This window comes from Paenibacillus sp. 3LSP, assembly GCF_032465655.1.
GTDB classification, from domain to species: domain Bacteria; phylum Bacillota; class Bacilli; order Paenibacillales; family Paenibacillaceae; genus Fontibacillus; species Fontibacillus barengoltzii.
The window spans coordinates 26,853-44,297 of the sequence record NZ_JAWDJI010000129.1 but is presented as its reverse complement, the minus strand read 5'-3'; the positions used below and the strand labels follow the sequence as shown (position 1 = coordinate 44,297).

The window sequence follows — 17,445 nt, the reverse complement described above, 5'->3', positions numbered from 1 at the left end:
TTCTTATCCTGGTTGGGACCGCTGATCGGAATCACGTTAGGGTTCGACGCCGTCAATTCCGAACGGAACAAAGGCACATTGGGGCGCCTGCTGTCGCAGCCGATCTACCGCGATGACTTCATCAAGGCCAAATTCGTTTCCGCTTTGGTGATCATTGCGGTCGTGGTCTTCTCGCTGGGGCTGCTGGTGATGGGACTCGGGTTGTTTACGATCGGATATCCGCCAACTCCAGAGGAATTCGCCCGCATCCTGATCTTCCTGCTGATTGCGGTGGTCTACATCGGCTTCTGGCTTTGCTTGTCGATCCTGTTCTCCATCCGCTTCCGGCAGGCAGCCACCTCAGCGCTGTCGTCCATCGCCATCTGGCTGTTCTTTACGATCTTCTACGGCATGATCATCAATATGATCGACAGCGCGACGGCCGTGTCGCAAATGGCGGCACCGGATGCGCAGCTGCGGCAGATGAACCTCGTGCTGACGTTGAATCGCCTGTCCCCGACAGAGTTGTTCTCGGAGACGATCTCGACAATGCTCTCCCCTGGCGTTCGCGCCTTGGGGCCGCTGACGATGGATCAGCTCGTCGGGGCGATCGCCAGCCCGCTGTCGCTGGGCCAGAGCCTGCTGTTGATCTGGCCGCAGCTGACCGGTCTGCTGGCCGCCACTATGATCTGCTTCGGCCTGTCCTACGTCCTGTTCATGCGTCAGGAAGTTCGGTCGAGAGCCTAAAATACGAAGAAGCCGCTGATTCGATGGATCAGCGGCTTCTTTTGGGTTTCGTCGCGGTGATTCACTTGTCAAAATAGCGGTCATTTATGGCCTTATTTCGGCCTTAACCCCTTGTTGCGGGAAAATAAGGCCATTTTAGGGTCTTATTTTCGCCAGATAGTGCTTTGAAGGGCACTCGCGTTGCATTAACTTTTCAAACGATATTTCAAATCAACAATTTACTAAATCTGCAAATTATAGGCTGGTTTTCATGTACAAAAATAAAGAAATCCCCTAATGTTGAGTTGATCCAAAGGTTATCCATCAACCTCTCAACAAAAGGAGATTTCTATGGATAACAGTACAAATTTAAGTGTCATATGTCAATGTCTACAAATGTTAAATATTAATTCTTCCCGAGATAGCGTTTTGGATTATCGTGCTCGCAAGCTTTTTGTCGGTTCTTCCCTACTGCTGTTCATTGAAGCCCAGTTACAGCAACGAGAGTCTTATGCTGAAATGTCCGAGCATCTTGAAGCCAATGAAGATTTTCAAGCGATACTTGGTGGACTTGAAAGCATAAGCCCATCCCAACTCTCGCGGAAAATGAAGAAGCTTCCCCTAGAGAACCTTCACCTGCTTTTCATGCAAGTAACGAGACAAATCCAACAACTAACGGAGAATAAGCCAGGAATCACGACTAAGATCGGAAAGCTCGCGATCATGGATTCTACTCAAATCACCTTGCCAGCGATTCTTTCCAAATGGGCTTACTGCTCTGCGTCCAATCACGGCGTGAAAATGCACACTTCACTTCTAGTCGTCGACGCGAAGACGATGGTTCCAGATAAAATCATCGCCTCAACCAAAGATGTCGCAGACCACGAAGTTGCCCCAAACTTTACGGTCGATAAAGAAGTGACCTATGTGATGGACCGGGGCTATCAGGTACACAAGCATTTTCAAGCCTGGGTGGACCAAGGGATGAAGTTTGTGGCTCGGGTTAAGGATAATACCCGATTGACGATCATCAAGGAACGGGCTCTTCCCAAGCGGGGAGATTTCATTCGGGATGCGGATGTAACTCTGCCAGGGCAGCAAATGAAGTTGCGACTCATTGAGTTTCAGGATCAGCAAGGTCGTTTATATCGCCTTGTGACAAGTCGCATGGATTTATCCGTGCACCAAATTGCAGATGTATATCGGCATCGTTGGCAAATCGAGCTATTCTTTAAATGGATTAAGCAACACCTCCGTTTAGTGAAGCCTCATGGGTACACCGCAGAAGCCATCTGGAACCAGATGTATATCGCGTTGATATCCTATGCTCTGTGCCTGTTGCTACGCCTGAAGCTAGAGTGCAAGCAAACCGTTTGGCAGTTACTTCGATTGATTCGACTCTATGCCGATCGGTCATGGACTAGGCTGCATGAAGCCTTATTCAAAAAGCCCACACGGAGTTCAAAAGGACGAACGAAGCGAAACGGTCGGCCCCCCAAGCAGGCGAACAAATCGATGAAGCCACGAATCATTGTAGAAGTATTGAACTAAATACTTAAATTTTATAAAATGGGTAACGTGCGGGTTTAATCCCCTCTAAACTTTTTCAAATTTAAGCAAAGTGTGTCTGTAAAATATATACTAATATGGTTTATATATACTATATCGTTGTTCTGTATTTGTCTGAATCAAAGCAGAAAGAAGTCTTAATGCAACGCTAGTGTTTGAAGGGGGATTTCGGCTCGTTTGGGGCAGAATAAGACCCTTTTTTACCGTTATATGCCCGATTCTTCGCTTAACATGAAAAATAAGGGTAAATGATACCCTTATCTCTCCTTACGATCTCGCTTGGCCCACGGATTCGCCCTTCACCAACGTCACGTACACCCGCTCATGCTCAACCGGCTCCCCGGCCAACACCTTCAACAACTGCTCGGATGCCAACGCTCCCCACTTCCGTTTGGAATAGTCAATCGTCGCCAGACGCGGCACCGTATATTCGGCTAACTCGATGTTATCGAAGCCAATAATATGGATGTCTTTGCCGATCACATAATCGGTCTGTTTCACCGCATTGTAGAGGCCTATCGCCATTTCGTCGTTCAGGCAAAATACGCCCACCGGTGAGGTCGCGTCCCGAAGGATCTGCTCAGCCGCCCGTTCGCCGGCGTCCTTGTTGAAGTTCCCCTCAATTTCGGTCAGCTCCACCCCGTCGAAACGAGCAACCGTCTGCTTTACTGCTTTTAGCCGCTGCTTCGAGTCGTAGGAACCTTTGGGCCCTGTAACGACATAAAGCTTGCGGTGCCCCAACTCGATCAAGTGCTCGACCGCCAAGGTCGCTCCCGCCTTGTTATCCAGCAGAACTTGATTAATGTTCGGATGGTTAAGCTCACGGTCGAGCACTACGATTTTATGCCCAATGTCAGCGTATTTGAGCAGCTCCTGACTGGAGAACGTGGCATCCAAAATAATCGCCCCGTCGACCATCCGTTCAGGCAGCAATCGATGGGACTGCTTGCCGCTGCATACGACCATGTCGTACCCTTTTTGATTCAGCACTTCTTTGACGCCTTGCAACAAGTCGCCGTAGAAAGCGCCGCTGAAGTCGGTCAAATACACGCCGATGATTTTCGATTCACGGGTTTTCAAGGAACGTGCGGCAGCATTGGGCACATAATTCAGTTCTTCAGCGATCGCCAAAATTCTTGCGGTCGTCTCGTCGGTAATTTTCGGGCTTCCATTTAGAGCATAGGATACCGTGGAGATGGAGACTCCGGCTTTTTTGGCTATGTCCTTAATGCTTACCACAACATTACTCCCCTTAATTGGTAGTTCAAAAAGTGTTCTTCCCATCACGATGAGTTTCTTAGATGCAAACTCGACGTCGAATCTTGAATTCAGCCGGCCCTTCCGTTGCTCACGTAGGTTTTGCCTACGCTCCGCTACTCAGTCCCTAAGCTTCATCCAACCTTCTCGGTGCTGGAAACCCCACTTTTTGAACCTCTATTTTACTCGGTAGTTCAAAAAGTGTTCTTCCCATCACGATGAGTTTCTTAGATGCAAACTCGACGTCGAATCTTGAATTCAGCCGGCCCTTCCGTTGCTCACGTAGGTTTTGCCTACGCTCCGCTACTCAGTCCCTAAGCTTCATCCAACCTTCTCGGTGCTGGAAACCCCACTTTTTGAACCTCTATTTTACTCGGTAGTTCAAAAAGTGTTCTTCCCATCACGATGAGTTTCTTAGATGCAAACTCGACGTCGAATCTTGAATTCAGCTTACATCCAGATTTCAACGACGTTATGATCATTCGACCCGAACGCCGCAAAATCCTGCCGGCCGATCCGAACGCCGCCGCTCCGGTAAAAGCCCGGGTTCTCCCGGACCGGGATCAATTGGCCGTTGATCCGCACCACGCGGCCTTGGCCTTTCAGGTGGTAGATGAACGTGGTGGGGATGCCCATCCACGCAAATTCAAACCGCAGTCCATCTAAATGCGGCGGCAGCACAGGGTCGATGATTAGGTCCTCCCCTCGCACTCGAATGCCTAGGCAGTTGGAGATCAGCTGGTTCATATAGATTCCGGGGCCGCTGGAATAGATTCGCCAGCCGCCTTTCACCGGCACCTTCCCGCTCCGCAACTCATCAAACCGCTCCTCCGCCTCGTAACGGGTGGCGAATTTACCGTCCGAACTGCTGAAGTAGACGTTGCTTTGCCGCAGCTCCGCATTTGGCACGACGTCCTTCAGCCCCACCGGGTTAATCTTGTGCAACCCGCTCCAAGCTTCCTCGGCTTTGCCCAGCTTCGCCATCGCTTCGATGAAGCGGATATGGGCATGGACGTACTGCAGTCCGATCTCACGCCCGAAGTTGGACGCCTGCTCCGCCCGCTTGAAGTGCGTGCTCACACCGCCTCGGTATTTGGCCGGCCGATCCATCAAGCGCACGCCATCCGGATGGTACAGCTTCTCTCTAATCACGCCGTAATGGGCTTCCGCCTGTTCCGCAGTGAGCAACTCGGCGATCATACTGCGAGTCATCGGCAGCAGGCGGTAATGAATTCCCGTTTTCGTATCCGATGGATGCAGCATTAGTTCGGCTTGGCCCGGTTGTTCCATATAGACGAAGCCCGGGATTACTTCGGTGCTCAGCATATACTTGTTAAAATCACGCTTGATGCCCTCCGCCAGCTCCGCAAGCTCCTCCGCCCAACTCGGTTCCTCTTCCGACAGCGCCTCCGCCAACTGACGGAACGTCTGGTACGTTAACGCCACCGTCCAGCTGCTGCTCATAAAGCGCTTGAGCTGGGCGTTCGCCGGTTGAAGCGTATCATCCCAATCCCCGTCGCCGTAGGAAGACAAGTAGGTGTCATGCAAGAAATGGCTGCGGATATAGCCAATTTCCTTCATCGCATGCTCGCGGATCGTCGCCGATGCAGCAGACGGTTCAAAGCTTCCTTTGACCGTATACGGAACCTTTTCATCCAGCAATCCATAGTCCCCGGTCGCCGTCAGATAATCACTTAGCACCTTCAGCGGCCAAACGATGATGTCGCCATGGCTCTCCTCTTGCTGAATCCGGAAGTACCGATCAAACATAAACCATTGCGGCCAATTGCCATCATCCTCATATTGGTGAGCATACACCGTCTTCAGGATGTCCTTGACCACCTCGTATTTTTGCGTCGCCAAAAAATATTCCGCCGGCCCCTGGCACACATCGCGGGTTCCCCAAGCGGCCCCGCCGTATTGCTCCAGCCCGTGAGGCACCGAGAAATGAACGAGCATATTGTGCGTATACCACCAGGCCAGCGTATTAAGCTTTTGCAGCTCCTGAGCTGCGGGTGCGGACACTTCCTCCAGCGATAACCGGAAACCGTTCATCACTTGGCTCAAAAACGCACGATACCGAACACTTTCTTCCTGGACTTCCTGAATCGCTGGCTGCGATTCCCCGCCGTGCAGCAGCCCTTGCACCGTCAGTGTCCAATGGCTGCTAGGCTCTGTTTCCAACACCACCAGTGACGAGCTGCCCGGCGCGGCATCCGGAGCCAGCCGACGCTCATCAACCACGCTAAAGCCCGTTCCCGTCACGTGCATCCGGTACGCCAGGTCCGGATAGACGGAAGCAGACAACGCTTCACGGTCGGCGCGGAATGTCAGCACTCCATTGTTTTGCTCCATAAGGAAAGATCGTTGGAACTCCACATCATTCATCACGATTTGGTTTGTCACCAAATAACGGTACGCTCGGCCGTTCTTAGACACGACGTTAAGCGCAAGTTCCGGGGAATCCGTTGCGGTATAGTTGGTGATGACGATTGTATCTTCTGCCAGTTTATAGGTCCAACGGGCATAGTTAAAGCCCATCTCAAACATCGACGGCATCGTCAGCAGCCGATACACTCCGTCCACTTCCACATAGATCCGTTGCCCAGACGCTTTGGAGACGTTCAGCGCGTTGCGTACGTTGGATACCCACTTGTGGAACGAGGTGTTGCCCACGACGACTTGGGAATTAAAGACGCCGTACATGTATGAAGTTGTCGTGATCACTTCGCTGCCCACCCGGTCGTTCCCGCCGGACATCAAGATGATGCCATGCGGACGCTCAACTCGAAGTTCTTTGGCCTTCAAAACGACATGCTCGTGCGTATCCGTAAAGAATGACAGCAGCTGCCCGTCATCCCGCTCCTCATGCTGACGATGCGGGAACGAAGCCTCGATTTCGGCCTCGTCCATCGGTAAACCCGACAACGGCTCGCCAATTTCCTTCGCCAAGGCTACGGAAGCTGCAGCCTCAACCGCATTTACAGGAGCGGCCTCGAATTCACGCCACGCATCTTCAATCAACTCCTGGAATTCCAGCGTCTCGATCGCTTCCGGATGATCCTCCCGCACCAGCCCGTAGAAGACAACCCGCGCTTGCCCATTCAGCACCTGACGACCTGTTTGAAGCGCCGCATACGCAAATTCGTATTGATATACTTCGTTCGCCAGCTCCTTGCGCATCAGCGCTTCAGGGTGATCCGTCTCCTTATAGGACAACCCAAAAAATTGAAAGCCATCGGTCGAAAATCCCGTTGCTCCAGTCAGCGCCCCTTGCTGCAGATATGGGAATTTCCCGCGCTGCGGCTGGTTTTGCCGCGAGCAGATAACCGCCCCTCGCCGTTCATGTTGAAAGACGGTATGGTCAATGTATTGTGACATATACGCTTCATTACTTCGCACCGCTCCCGGTTCGGCAAGCCCGATATCTTGGCCATAAACCACATCGACCTCAACCGTGGTTTGTCCCTCCAACCGAACATCCCAGAACCAAATTCCCCGGGAATCGAGTCTCAAAACGACCTCGTACTGAATCCCTTCGGCTTCCCCTTTCCAAACCGCACGATCCGCTCCGAAGCTCAGCCGACTGTTCGAGCGAATGCCGAGTAAGGGAATGGCCCGAATCCCTTCGGGATGATGCAGCCGTAAATAAAGATTGTTCATCGAGCCTTCCACCGGGCCGGATAACAGCTGATTCATCAGGATGTCCCGATATTTCATTTCGTACAGATCGCCGCTGTTCCATAACGTAAAGGTCAAGTCCCCCGCACGAAGAACTTTCCTCGCCTCCGTTGCTGTCGTCATCCTTTCCACTCCTTTGATCCTTATGATGATTTCTATTTTTGCAAAATAAATCGCACGCCGGCAGCATCTCGGCTGTTGGGACCGACAAAGGCAATAAACTCGCCCGCATCGCTGCTGTAAGTCAAATCGCTGTGATGATATCGCAGCTGCGCCTCGTTGATGTCAAAAGTGACTTCCCGCGTTTCCCCGGGCTGCAACAAGATTTTGCGAAATCCCTTCAGCTCCTTGACCGGTCGAACCACGTCCCCCGCGATATCGCGGATATAGAGTTGTACGGTTTCCTCAGCAGCTGCCGATCCGGTATTCGTCACCTTCACCTTGATGGTTAGCGGCTGCTTAGGTGTCATCACCGTTGTCGAAAGTTCCGGCTCGCCATATTCAAATGTGGTGTAGCTAAGACCGAATCCAAACGGGAATAGAGGCTCGTTTGGCATGTCCAAATATTGCGAAACGTATCTGATCTGAGCATCTGGCGCTCCCTTCGGACGTCCGGTGTTGAAATGGTTGTAGTACACAGGAATTTGCCCTGCAGCATAGGGAAAAGACATCGACAACCGTCCCGACGGCTGTACGTCTCCATACAATAGGTCGGCGATCGCGTGGCCGCCTTCGCTGCCCGGGAACCACGCTTCCAGCACGGCATGGGCGCGATCCGCTACGCCGTGAAGATCCAGCGGCCGGCCGTTAAACAACACCGCCGCCATCGGTTTGCCCAACTCAGCCAGGCGCTCGATCAGCGCCAGCTGCACCTGTGGCAGCCGGATATCTCCCCGGCTTCCTGCCTCACCGCTCATTTCCGAGCTTTCGCCTAAGGCCAGCACGATCACATCGGCGCGAGCCGCTGCAGCCACCGCTTCCTCAAGCTGGCGCTCATCGCCTTCCTCGATACCGCATCCCTTTGCTACAACGATGCGGCTTGCGCCTGCCTTCGCGACGAGGCCGTCATAGAGCCGAACCGCCGCTTCCGTCGACCCCTGCCAGGACCACGGCCCAAGAATGTCGCCGCTTTGCGCAAACGGACCAATCAACGCGATGGACTGATCCCGCCGCAGCGGCAGCACGCCGTCGTTTTTGAGCAGAACGCAGGATTTGGTTGCCAGCTCGCGGGCAGCGGCCCGGTGTTCGTCACAGAAGACGATCTCCGCTTCCCGCTTCGGATCTGCACCGCGATAAGGATTGTCAAACAGCCCCAGCTTCTCTTTAAGTTGCAGGATCCGCAGCACAGCTTCATCAATCCGCTTTTCCTCAACCACCCCGGTCTTCACCAGCTCCGTCAAGTGCTTCATATAACAGGTGGTCATCATCTCGATGTCGATGCCCGCTTCGATTGAGCGGCGGGCCGCTTCCTTCTCGTCAGCTGCAGCTCCGTGCGGGATCAATTCCTTGACTGCGCCCCAATCCGAGATAATCACGCCGTCAAAGCCCCATTCCTCGCGAAGCAGCTGACGTAACAAGCGCCGATTACCGGTTGCCGGAATGCCATCCACCGTATTAAACGACGCCATGACCATTTCGCAGCCCTCTTCCAACGCGGCCTTGTAAGCCGGCAGATAAGTCTCGCGGAGCTGCCGTTCCGACATATCGACGGTGTTATAATCCCGTCCGCCTTCAGCCGCGCCATAGGCGGCGAAATGCTTCACGCAGGCAGCCACCCGGCTGGTATCGTTCCGCAAATCACGTCCCTGGAAGCCGCGGACAAACGCCCGAGCAAATTCGCTGTTGAGGTATGGATCTTCGCCCGTCGATTCCATGACCCGCCCCCACCGGGGATCGCGCACCAGATCGACCATCGGGGCAAACGTAACGTGAACCCCTGACACGGCGGCTTCTCTCGCAGCAATCTCAGCGCTTCGCTCCGCCAGAGACAAATCCCAAGAACAGCCGATGGCCAGCGGTACGGGGAAGATCGTTTTAAAGCCGTGGACGATATCGGCCATCATCAATAGTGGAATGCCTAATCGGTTCTTCTTCAAATGCGCCTGCTGCACGTTGATTGCTTCCTGCGCCCCGGATAATCCGAGAACCGAGCCTGTGTTTCGCACCGTCTCCTCGGTTACGCCCAGCTCCTGCATCGGACCCGTGATTTCCCCTTCCGTCTGAGCTCCTTCAAAGAACGGGACGGCAAGCTGCAGCAACTGGTCAACCTTCTCCTCCAGGGTCATCTGCTTCAGGTAATTCTCTATGGGTTGTTGTGTCATGGGTTCCCCACCTTTTTCGGTATAAAGATTATGGTTAATAGCATATCGGTGAAACGTTTCGATTATTTGAATAGTTGGATTATATATCGAATCAAAAAATCCGTCAATTTTCATAGAAGGCGATTTCATAATTTATAGAAACGTTTCAATAAAGTCATTTTAACAAACTGAGCATCAGGTAATGATCCGAAAAAAAGATATTGAATACGATTACAATCTGTTTTATAATTAGTCGAAACGTTTCACTTGGTTCTGATTTTCTAGGAATCAGGTTTATATTTTTCAAAATCGAAACGTTTCACCTGTTTATGATCGCGCAACTGGCGACATCAACTTTGTTATTTCAAGGGGACTCATTTCGATACTTGAGAAGGAGGTGTTGCTGTCCTCAAGGCCGGCTCATCTGTTTTGCATAAAAAAGTTAAATAATGTCTCATATTACTTACAGCTATTATTTTCAGAAAGGACGATCCTTATGTGGAAAAAAACAGCAACTACCCTCATTGCCAGCTCACTGGTGCTCGCTAGCCTTCTTGCTGGCTGCGGATCGAAAGATAACGCTGCGAATGGCGGGAATGGGGCCGCAAACGGCGGCGACAAACAAGTGCAAATTAGCGTATGGGCGATGGGCGACGAAGCGAAATCGCTGCCGCAAATCGCGGATGACTTCATGAAGGAGAATCCCAACATTAAGGTGGATGTTCAAGCCCTGCCTTGGTCGAATGCGCATGACAAGCTGCTGACCGCCGTCGCTTCGAAGAAAGGTCCGGACGTTATTCAAATGGGGACAACCTGGATTCCAGAGTTTGCGAATGCCGGTGCGCTCATGGATCTGACTTCTGTGGTGGACAAGTACCCGGAATTTAATGAGGATCAATTTTATTCGGGCGCCGTTAACACAACGAAATATGACGGTAAAATCGTGGGGATTCCGTGGTACACCGAAACCCGCGTCCTCTTCTACCGCACGGATCTGTTGAAGGAAGTGGGTTACGACCAAGCCCCAAAAACATGGGAAGAACTTCGCGATGCAGCGAAGAAGCTGGCGGACCGCGGCAACGGGAAATACGGGATTAGCATTGATATGAACGAACAATCGCTGGCGTTTATGTTCGCCCGTCAGAACGGCTCCAAGCTGCTCGACGACCAGAACAAGCCGCTGTTTAACCAGCCGGAGTTCGTGGAAGCGGTAGAATACTTGAACGGATTCTTTAAAGACGGTTCCGCACCGATTGACCTTGGATTGGACCCTGTTCAAGGGCTGAGCGGCGAGGGCGTTGTTCCGATGTTCATCAGCGGCCCTTGGATGATTAACTCCATCAAGACGCAAGCACCGGATTTGGAAGGCAAATGGGCGGTGGCTCCGCTGCCGGCGAAGAAGAACAATATTTCCGCGCTGGGCGGCTCCGATCTGTCGGTATTCCAATACACGAAACATCAGGACGAAGCTTTGAAGTTCATTCAATACATGAGCAAGCCGGAAACGCAAATCAAGTGGATGCAGCTGACCAAATCGCTGCCGACCAACTTGAAAGCTTGGGAAGATCCGTCCCTCAAAGACGATCCGAACTATCAGGCGCTGCAAGAGCAGCTGGAGCATTCCGAACCGATGCCGCTGCTCACCACTTGGGAGCAAATTGCTCAAACCTACTTGAAGAGCTTTGAACGTATCGTTCGCGGCGGCGCGGATGTCCAAAAAGAAATGGACGCCTTCAACGCCGAAGCTGAGAAAATCCTCAGTAAGTAAGCGAAAGCTTTACCATACCGCCTCCAGCCCGCCGGCAGCTCCGGCTCCCCGGCGGGCAGAGGTGGTGACGTTAGCTTAGACGCGCTGAATAAAGGAAGTGATCCGAGATGAAAGGCTTATCGCAAAAAAACGCACCTTACTTGTTCATTGCGCCGACCCTGATTTTGCTGGTGCTCTTTTCGCTGCTTCCGATCGCCATTGCCCTGGTGATCAGCTTCACCGACATGGATTTAGCCGGGTTGGCCGACCTCTCCAACATCAGCTTTGTAGGTTTCGATAACTATAAGGAAGTGCTGTTGGACCCATCGTTTCAAAAATCCATTTTTAACACGTTATTTTACGTTATTATCGGCGTACCGCTCGTTATCATCATTTCCCTGTTGATCGCCTTGCTGATCAACTTCGGTAAAGCCCGTATTTTCAAAGCATTTCGGGTCATCTTCTATATGCCGTCGGTTACCAACGTCGTGGCGGTAGCCGTCGTATGGAGCTACCTGTACAACCCGTCGCTGGGACTGCTCAACTATATTTTGAACTTGCTGGGGTTCGGGTCTGTCCCTTGGCTGCAAGATCCGGTCATGGCGAAAATCTCGCTGATTATCCTGGCCGTATGGCGGGCGATTGGCTTAAACATGATTATTTTCATCGCTGCAATCAAAGGCATCTCGAAAACGTATTATGAAGCGGCGCAAATCGACGGGGCCAGCAACTGGCGGCAGACCTGGTCGATTACGATTCCGCTGCTGCGCTTCGCCATCTTCTTTGTGTCCATCACCACGATGATTGGCTGGCTGCAGTTCTTCGAGGAACCTTTTGTCATGACCAAAGGCGGTCCGCTGGATGGCACGATCTCCGTAGCTTTGTTTATTTATAACAACGGCTTTCAATTCAGCAAATTTGGATATGCTGCGGCAGGCTCCTTTATTCTGTTCTTCGCGATTATCCTGATCACGCTGATTCAATTCAAATTTCAAAACAAGGAAGCGGATGTCTAATGTCATCCCGGGAGGTGTACACATATGCAAACCAGAACCTCGGGCGATAAAGCGCTGCAATGGCTGGTCGGAATTCTGCTCGGTGTGATGGGCCTGCTGATGCTGCTGCCATTCGTCTGGATGATCCTGTCGTCATTTAAACCGGAAAGCGAAGTAGCGCAAATCCCGCCTACCCTATGGCCCCACCAGTTCACGCTGGAGAACTTCCAAGAACTGTTTGAGAACATGCGGTTTGGCGTCTATTTGCGAAATACGTTAATCATTGTTGTCTTCTCCTTCCTGGGCCTGTTCCTGAACGCCCTGGCCGGCTTTGCTTTCGCGAAGTACAAGTTTAAGGGGCGGGATGGTCTGTTCTATCTCGTCTTGGCCACCATGATGATTCCCGGACAGGTCACGATGATTCCGGTCTATCTGATCCTGAACATGATGGGCTTAACTAACACCATGGTTGGGATTGTACTACCGGGCTTAGTCGGAGCCTTCGGCATCTTCTTGTTCCGCCAGTTCATGTCGACGATTCCCGACGAGCTGATGGAAGCTACCCGTCTGGACGGCGCTGGCGAATTCCGCATTTTCGTACAGATCGCTTTGCCGATTTCCAAGTCAATCCTGGCGGTTCAAGGCATCCTGACCTTTATCGCCGGTTGGAACAGCTTCCTCTGGCCGCTGATCATCGCGAACGACGAGAGCCTGTATACCTTGTCGGTTGGCCTGCAGTTGCTTAAGGGTCAGTACGGAGGCGATTACGCCTTGCAGATGGCGGGCTCCGCATTTATGGTCGTTCCGATCATCATCATCTTCATCATCTTCCAAAAACATATTATCGAAAACTATTCGATTTCCGGTATGAAATAACAACTAAAGGGCTGTATCGTGGAAAGCCGCAGACGCTTTCCTTGATACAGCCCTTTAGGTTTAAATGATCACGCTGAGCGGTTCGCGCTTCAACGGATTTTCCAGAATCCAGCTCCGTTCGTCGTCAAACAGATAAGCGCGGTGCACCAACACGCGTACTTCTTGTCCGGCCTTCAACGTTTCCTTCTCCAGGGAACGGAAGGTTGTCAGTGTATGTCCGCCCACCTCGACCTCCACCAGCCATTCGCTGCCGCGGAAGTGGAGATGCTTCACCACACCCGGGGCGGTTGCGGAGAGCAACGTAAACTCATGCTCGTTCCCCACTTCAATGTACTCTGGACGAATCAACGCTTTGGTCGCCGGCCCTCCGCATTCTTCCTCGAAGCCCTTCAGATCGGCGGCACGCTCCACCAGCGTGGATTGGCCAATAAACGAGGCGACAAATGGGGTCTGCGGCTCTTTATAAATATCCCAAGGCGTCCCTTTCTGCTCCAGCTGGCCTTGGTTAATGATCATAATCTCATCAGCAACTTCAATCGCTTCATCTTGGTCATGGGTAACGAAGATGGAGGTGATGCCCACCTGCTCGATCAGCTCACGCAGCCACGACCGCAGTTCCTGACGGATCTTCGCATCGATCGCCGCAAACGGTTCGTCCAGCAGCAAGAGCTGCGGCTGCGGCGCCAAGGCCCGGGCAAAGGCGACCCGTTGTCGCTGCCCGCCGGACAGCTGATGCGGATAGCGGTTCTCGAATCCACTCAGCCCGGTCAGCTGAACCAGCTCCATCACCCGCTCCCGTATTTCTGCCTTCGGGACTTTCTTCACCTGCAACCCAAAAGCGATATTATCGAATACGGTCATATGCTTGAACAGGGCATAGCTCTGGAAGACAAAGCCGATTCCGCGATCCTGCGGCTTTAACTCATTCACCCGCTGTCCATCGAACAGGATCTCCCCTTCATCCGGCTGCTCCAAACCCGCGAGCATGCGAAGAATGGACGTTTTACCGCCGCCGCTCGGCCCCAGCAAGCCGATGAGTTGCCCCTTTTCGATGCCAAAACTCACATCTCGAACGGCATGGAAGCTGCCAAAATGCTTGTTTAAATTCCGCACTTCTACATGCATGCCAAACCCCACATCCTTTCCAATTTCGAAAGCCCAAGTCAAGTTACTGCCGTTCTTCTCATTGCTGCCCGAATCCGTATCATCATTCGTTAAATTCTGATAAATTTACTTGGATTAATATTAAGAATAGATTACCAAAGCTCAGGCATTTCGTCAATCTGAAAAAAAGTATCAGCTTACCGCGAAACACGGCTGTTTTCACCATTCCCTCAAACAAAAAAACCGGCAAATCCCGATGAACTTCAACTCGGATTGCCGGTTTTGTCAATTAGTGTTATAAAGTATTGATGCTATACTGGTGTAATTGGATAAAGTGCGAAGTGAAAACAAAAACGCCTTATGACGTTACACGGTAAACGCTGTGGCTTAATAACTTTACGTGGGCGACAGCAGCCGGCTTAATCTCTTCAAAGGTCAGCCGATCTTGGATGTAGTAAGAGATAAATCCATGCATACCCAAAAACATACTGAGCGGAAGAGACGGATGCTTCTCCAACGGATGCTTCTCTTCCTGCAGAAAACTGCGAATGAGCGACTCGAACATATTAAAACATTTAGCTTGTTCGTTGCGACAGTATGCTAGGATTTCCTCATCCCTGAGCATAAACATGATTTCGTATTGGTGCGGATGCTCCAAGCCAAATTTAATAAATTCCAGCATCAGCTGCTCCGCTTTGGTCAGCCCGTCAGCTGGGGGGCGTTTTGTCACTTGCTCGCACAGGTGGGTAAGCGACTCGAAATCTTTTACAACGATGGCGTAAAATAATTCGGCCTTTTCCTTGAAGTGATAATATAGCGAGCCGTGGCTGTATCCCAAATGCTGACCGATGCTCCTCATGGATATTCCGCGGTACCCTTTGGTAATGAACAAATGACGGGCCGCTTCCATAATTCTTTCTCTCGACAACTCCTGATCAACTGCTCTTCTTGCCATAGGCATTATTCCCCTTCAATAAAATAAACCTTGTCACCTTCCGTCATCACGGCCTGACCACCCGTCAAATCAGTCATCCAATCCATGAAGGCGTTTGCCTCCGGATGAAGCGGCAGACAGCATAATGTCACTTTATCCGCGAACTCCGTCTCTCCCGTACGGATGCCGCGGTTACGCAGTTCATTTTCCACTTTGCCCAGCCAGGTGTAATCCAGCTCAACAAACACTTCTTGGTGTAATACGCGGGTAATGACTTCACCTGCTTCAAGCGCTGCGACAGCTCCATCAGTGTATGCACGGATAAGGCCGCCCGCCCCTAGCATGATCCCGCCAAAATACCGGGTTACGACGATTGCAACGTTCTTGAGGCCCTGGTTTTTGATCACCTCCAAAATCGGCTTGCCGGCCGTACCACTTGGCTCTCCGTCGTCGGATTGCTTCTGGATCTCGTCCCGTTCCCCAATCATATAAGCGGAACAGTTGTGTGTCGCGTTCCAGTGTTTCTTCTTGATTTCCTCGATAAACTGGATTGCTTCAGCTTCGGTTTCCACCGGCTTCACATGTCCGATGAACCTTGATTTCTTGATGACGATTTCCTTCTCTCCGGATTGCCTGACCGTCTTGTACTTTTCTAGCATATGAGACCATCCTTATGAATGTGCCAAGAAGCAGCTCCTCCGGAACTTGCCGGTGAACTGCTTCTGGCACTGATAAACATTTAATCGAAATGACGTAGATTACTTGGAAAGACGTGCTTCGAGTTCAGCCTTTTCCTTCTCGTACCCCGGTTTGCCAAGGAGCGCAAACATGTTCTTCTTATACGCTTCGACGCCCGGTTGGTCGAACGGATTTACGCCAAGCAGGTATCCGCTGATACCGCAGGCTTTTTCAAAGAAGTACACCAGGTAACCAAAGGAGTACGGCGTCAAATCCGGCACATTCACAACCAAGTTCGGAACTTGACCGTCTGTATGCGCCAGCAGCGTACCTTGGAACGCCTTCTTGTTCACGAAGTCCAGCGTTTTGCCAGCCAGGAAGTTCAAGCCGTCCAAATCCGCAGGATCGGATTCAATCGTGATGTGGCTAGGCACCTCGGTTACTTGGATGACCGTTTCAAAGATATTCCGGTTGCCCTCTTGGATAAATTGACCCATGGAGTGCAAGTCGGTGGAGAAATCAACCGATGCCGGATAAATCCCTTTGTAGTCCTTACCTTCACTTTCACCATACAGCTGCTTCCACCATTCCGATACATAGTGGAGGGAAGGCTCGTAGTTTACGAGAATTTCTGTAACTTTCCCTTTCCGGTACAGCGCGTTCCGGACAGCTGCATATTGATAGCTCATGTTCTCAGCTAAGTTCGGGTTGCTGAATTCCTTCTGTGCATCGGCAGCCCCTTGCATCATTTCTTCAATATTAATACCTGCTGTCGCAATCGGCAACAGGCCAACCGCAGTTAATACGGAATAACGTCCGCCAACGTCATCCGGAATGACAAAGGTTTCGTAACCTTCTTCGGTAGCCAGCTTCTTCAGCGCGCCTCTTGCTTTGTCGGTCGTCGCGTAAATGCGTTTACGCGCTTCTTCCTTGCCGTACTTCTTCTCCAAGGCTGCACGGAAAATACGGAAAGCAATCGCCGGCTCCGTAGTTGTCCCCGATTTGGAGATAACGTTCACGGAAAAATCCTTGCCTTCGATCAGTTCAAGCAAGTGATTTACGTAAGTGGAGCTGATGTTGTTCCCGGCAAAATAAATTTCCGGCGTCTTACGCTTGTCCTTCGGCAAAAGGTTATAGAACGAATGGGACAGCGATTCAATAGCGGCGCGTGCCCCCAAGTAAGAGCCGCCGATCCCGATGACGATCAGAACGTCGGAATCGCTTTGGATTTTGGCCGCGGCCTTCTGGATACGAGCGAATTCTTCTTTATCATAATCGGTCGGCAGGTTGATCCAACCCAAGAAATCGGAACCTGCTCCGGTGCCATTATGTAATTGCTCATGAGCGACGCGAACAGGCTCGGCGAAATAATCGATCTCATGTTGCCCAACAAATTGCAGGGCGTTGCTGTAGTCAAAAGTCACTTTTTTGGACATAGCTGATACTCTCCTCTTTCTAATATTTATCATACTGGCCCTATCCAAGAGGAAACGTTCAATATCTGCTGCTAGCTGCAATCTGGTAAATATATCCGGGCTGAACGCCCCCTCAAATAACTTAAACCTAGGATACTGTAATTTCCCAGCGATGACAAGGGCA

Annotated in this window: 12 protein-coding genes; 5 read left to right on the top strand and 7 right to left on the bottom strand. The window is 51.5% G+C overall.

The window, feature by feature from the left end; translation table 11 throughout:
- Both RW092_RS10415 and RW092_RS10410 read left to right on the top strand, forming a co-directional pair.
- Nucleotides 1-726, top strand: a 726-nt coding sequence (locus RW092_RS10415; RefSeq protein ID WP_316010169.1) for an ABC transporter permease, incomplete at its 5' end; no start/stop codon positions are given.
- Nucleotides 727-1,056: 330 nt separating this feature from the next.
- The gene (locus RW092_RS10410; protein WP_316010168.1) at nucleotides 1,057-2,256 is read left to right on the top strand and encodes an IS4 family transposase; all 1,200 of its coding nucleotides are present in this window, start codon (nucleotides 1,057-1,059) and stop codon (nucleotides 2,254-2,256) included.
- Nucleotides 2,257-2,541: 285 nt separating this feature from the next.
- Here the strand turns inward: RW092_RS10410 and RW092_RS10405 are convergent, their stop codons facing one another.
- The 3 genes from RW092_RS10405 to RW092_RS10395 all read right to left on the bottom strand — a co-directional run bounded on the left by RW092_RS10405 (nucleotide 2,542) and on the right by RW092_RS10395 (nucleotide 9,533).
- The gene (locus tag RW092_RS10405) at nucleotides 2,542-3,513 is read right to left on the bottom strand and encodes a LacI family DNA-binding transcriptional regulator (RefSeq protein ID WP_016313072.1); all 972 of its coding nucleotides are present in this window, start codon (nucleotides 3,511-3,513) and stop codon (nucleotides 2,542-2,544) included.
- Between the two features lie 468 nt (nucleotides 3,514-3,981).
- On the bottom strand, nucleotides 3,982-7,335 hold the full coding sequence (locus RW092_RS10400) for a GH36-type glycosyl hydrolase domain-containing protein (RefSeq protein WP_316010167.1): 3,354 nt from the start codon (nucleotides 7,333-7,335) through the stop codon (nucleotides 3,982-3,984).
- Between the two features lie 32 nt (nucleotides 7,336-7,367).
- Nucleotides 7,368-9,533, bottom strand: coding sequence for a glycoside hydrolase family 3 N-terminal domain-containing protein (locus RW092_RS10395; protein ID WP_316010166.1), 2,166 nt, complete (start codon nucleotides 9,531-9,533; stop codon nucleotides 7,368-7,370).
- A 475-nt stretch (nucleotides 9,534-10,008) separates the two neighbouring features.
- Between RW092_RS10395 and RW092_RS10390 the strand changes: the two genes are divergently transcribed.
- From RW092_RS10390 to RW092_RS10380, 3 genes are all read left to right on the top strand, one after another.
- Nucleotides 10,009-11,280: a sugar ABC transporter substrate-binding protein gene (locus RW092_RS10390; protein WP_316010165.1), complete on the top strand. Its 1,272-nt coding sequence runs from the start codon at nucleotides 10,009-10,011 to the stop codon at nucleotides 11,278-11,280.
- Nucleotides 11,281-11,387: 107 nt separating this feature from the next.
- Nucleotides 11,388-12,275: a carbohydrate ABC transporter permease gene (locus tag RW092_RS10385; protein WP_316010164.1), complete on the top strand. Its 888-nt coding sequence runs from the start codon at nucleotides 11,388-11,390 to the stop codon at nucleotides 12,273-12,275.
- Nucleotides 12,276-12,299: 24 nt separating this feature from the next.
- Nucleotides 12,300-13,130 carry a carbohydrate ABC transporter permease gene (locus RW092_RS10380; RefSeq protein ID WP_016313077.1) on the top strand — a complete coding sequence of 277 codons (831 nt, stop codon included), beginning with the start codon at nucleotides 12,300-12,302 and terminating at the stop codon, nucleotides 13,128-13,130.
- A 60-nt stretch (nucleotides 13,131-13,190) separates the two neighbouring features.
- On the opposite strand, the gene RW092_RS10375 is transcribed toward RW092_RS10380, so the two are convergent.
- The 4 genes from RW092_RS10375 to RW092_RS10360 form a co-directional block, all read right to left on the bottom strand.
- Entirely contained in the window at nucleotides 13,191-14,255 is a 1,065-nt protein-coding gene (locus RW092_RS10375) for a sulfate/molybdate ABC transporter ATP-binding protein (protein ID WP_016313078.1), read from the bottom strand.
- Between the two features lie 337 nt (nucleotides 14,256-14,592).
- A complete protein-coding gene (locus RW092_RS10370; protein ID WP_016313079.1) occupies nucleotides 14,593-15,189 on the bottom strand; it encodes a TetR/AcrR family transcriptional regulator in 597 nt (198 codons plus the stop codon).
- Nucleotides 15,190-15,194: 5 nt separating this feature from the next.
- Nucleotides 15,195-15,827, bottom strand: a complete 633-nt coding sequence (locus tag RW092_RS10365; RefSeq protein ID WP_085170038.1) for a YigZ family protein — start codon at nucleotides 15,825-15,827, stop codon at nucleotides 15,195-15,197.
- 99 nt (nucleotides 15,828-15,926) lie between these two features.
- Nucleotides 15,927-17,282 carry a glucose-6-phosphate isomerase gene (locus tag RW092_RS10360; protein ID WP_016313081.1) on the bottom strand — a complete coding sequence of 452 codons (1,356 nt, stop codon included), beginning with the start codon at nucleotides 17,280-17,282 and terminating at the stop codon, nucleotides 15,927-15,929.
- Nucleotides 17,283-17,445 lie beyond the last annotated feature (163 nt).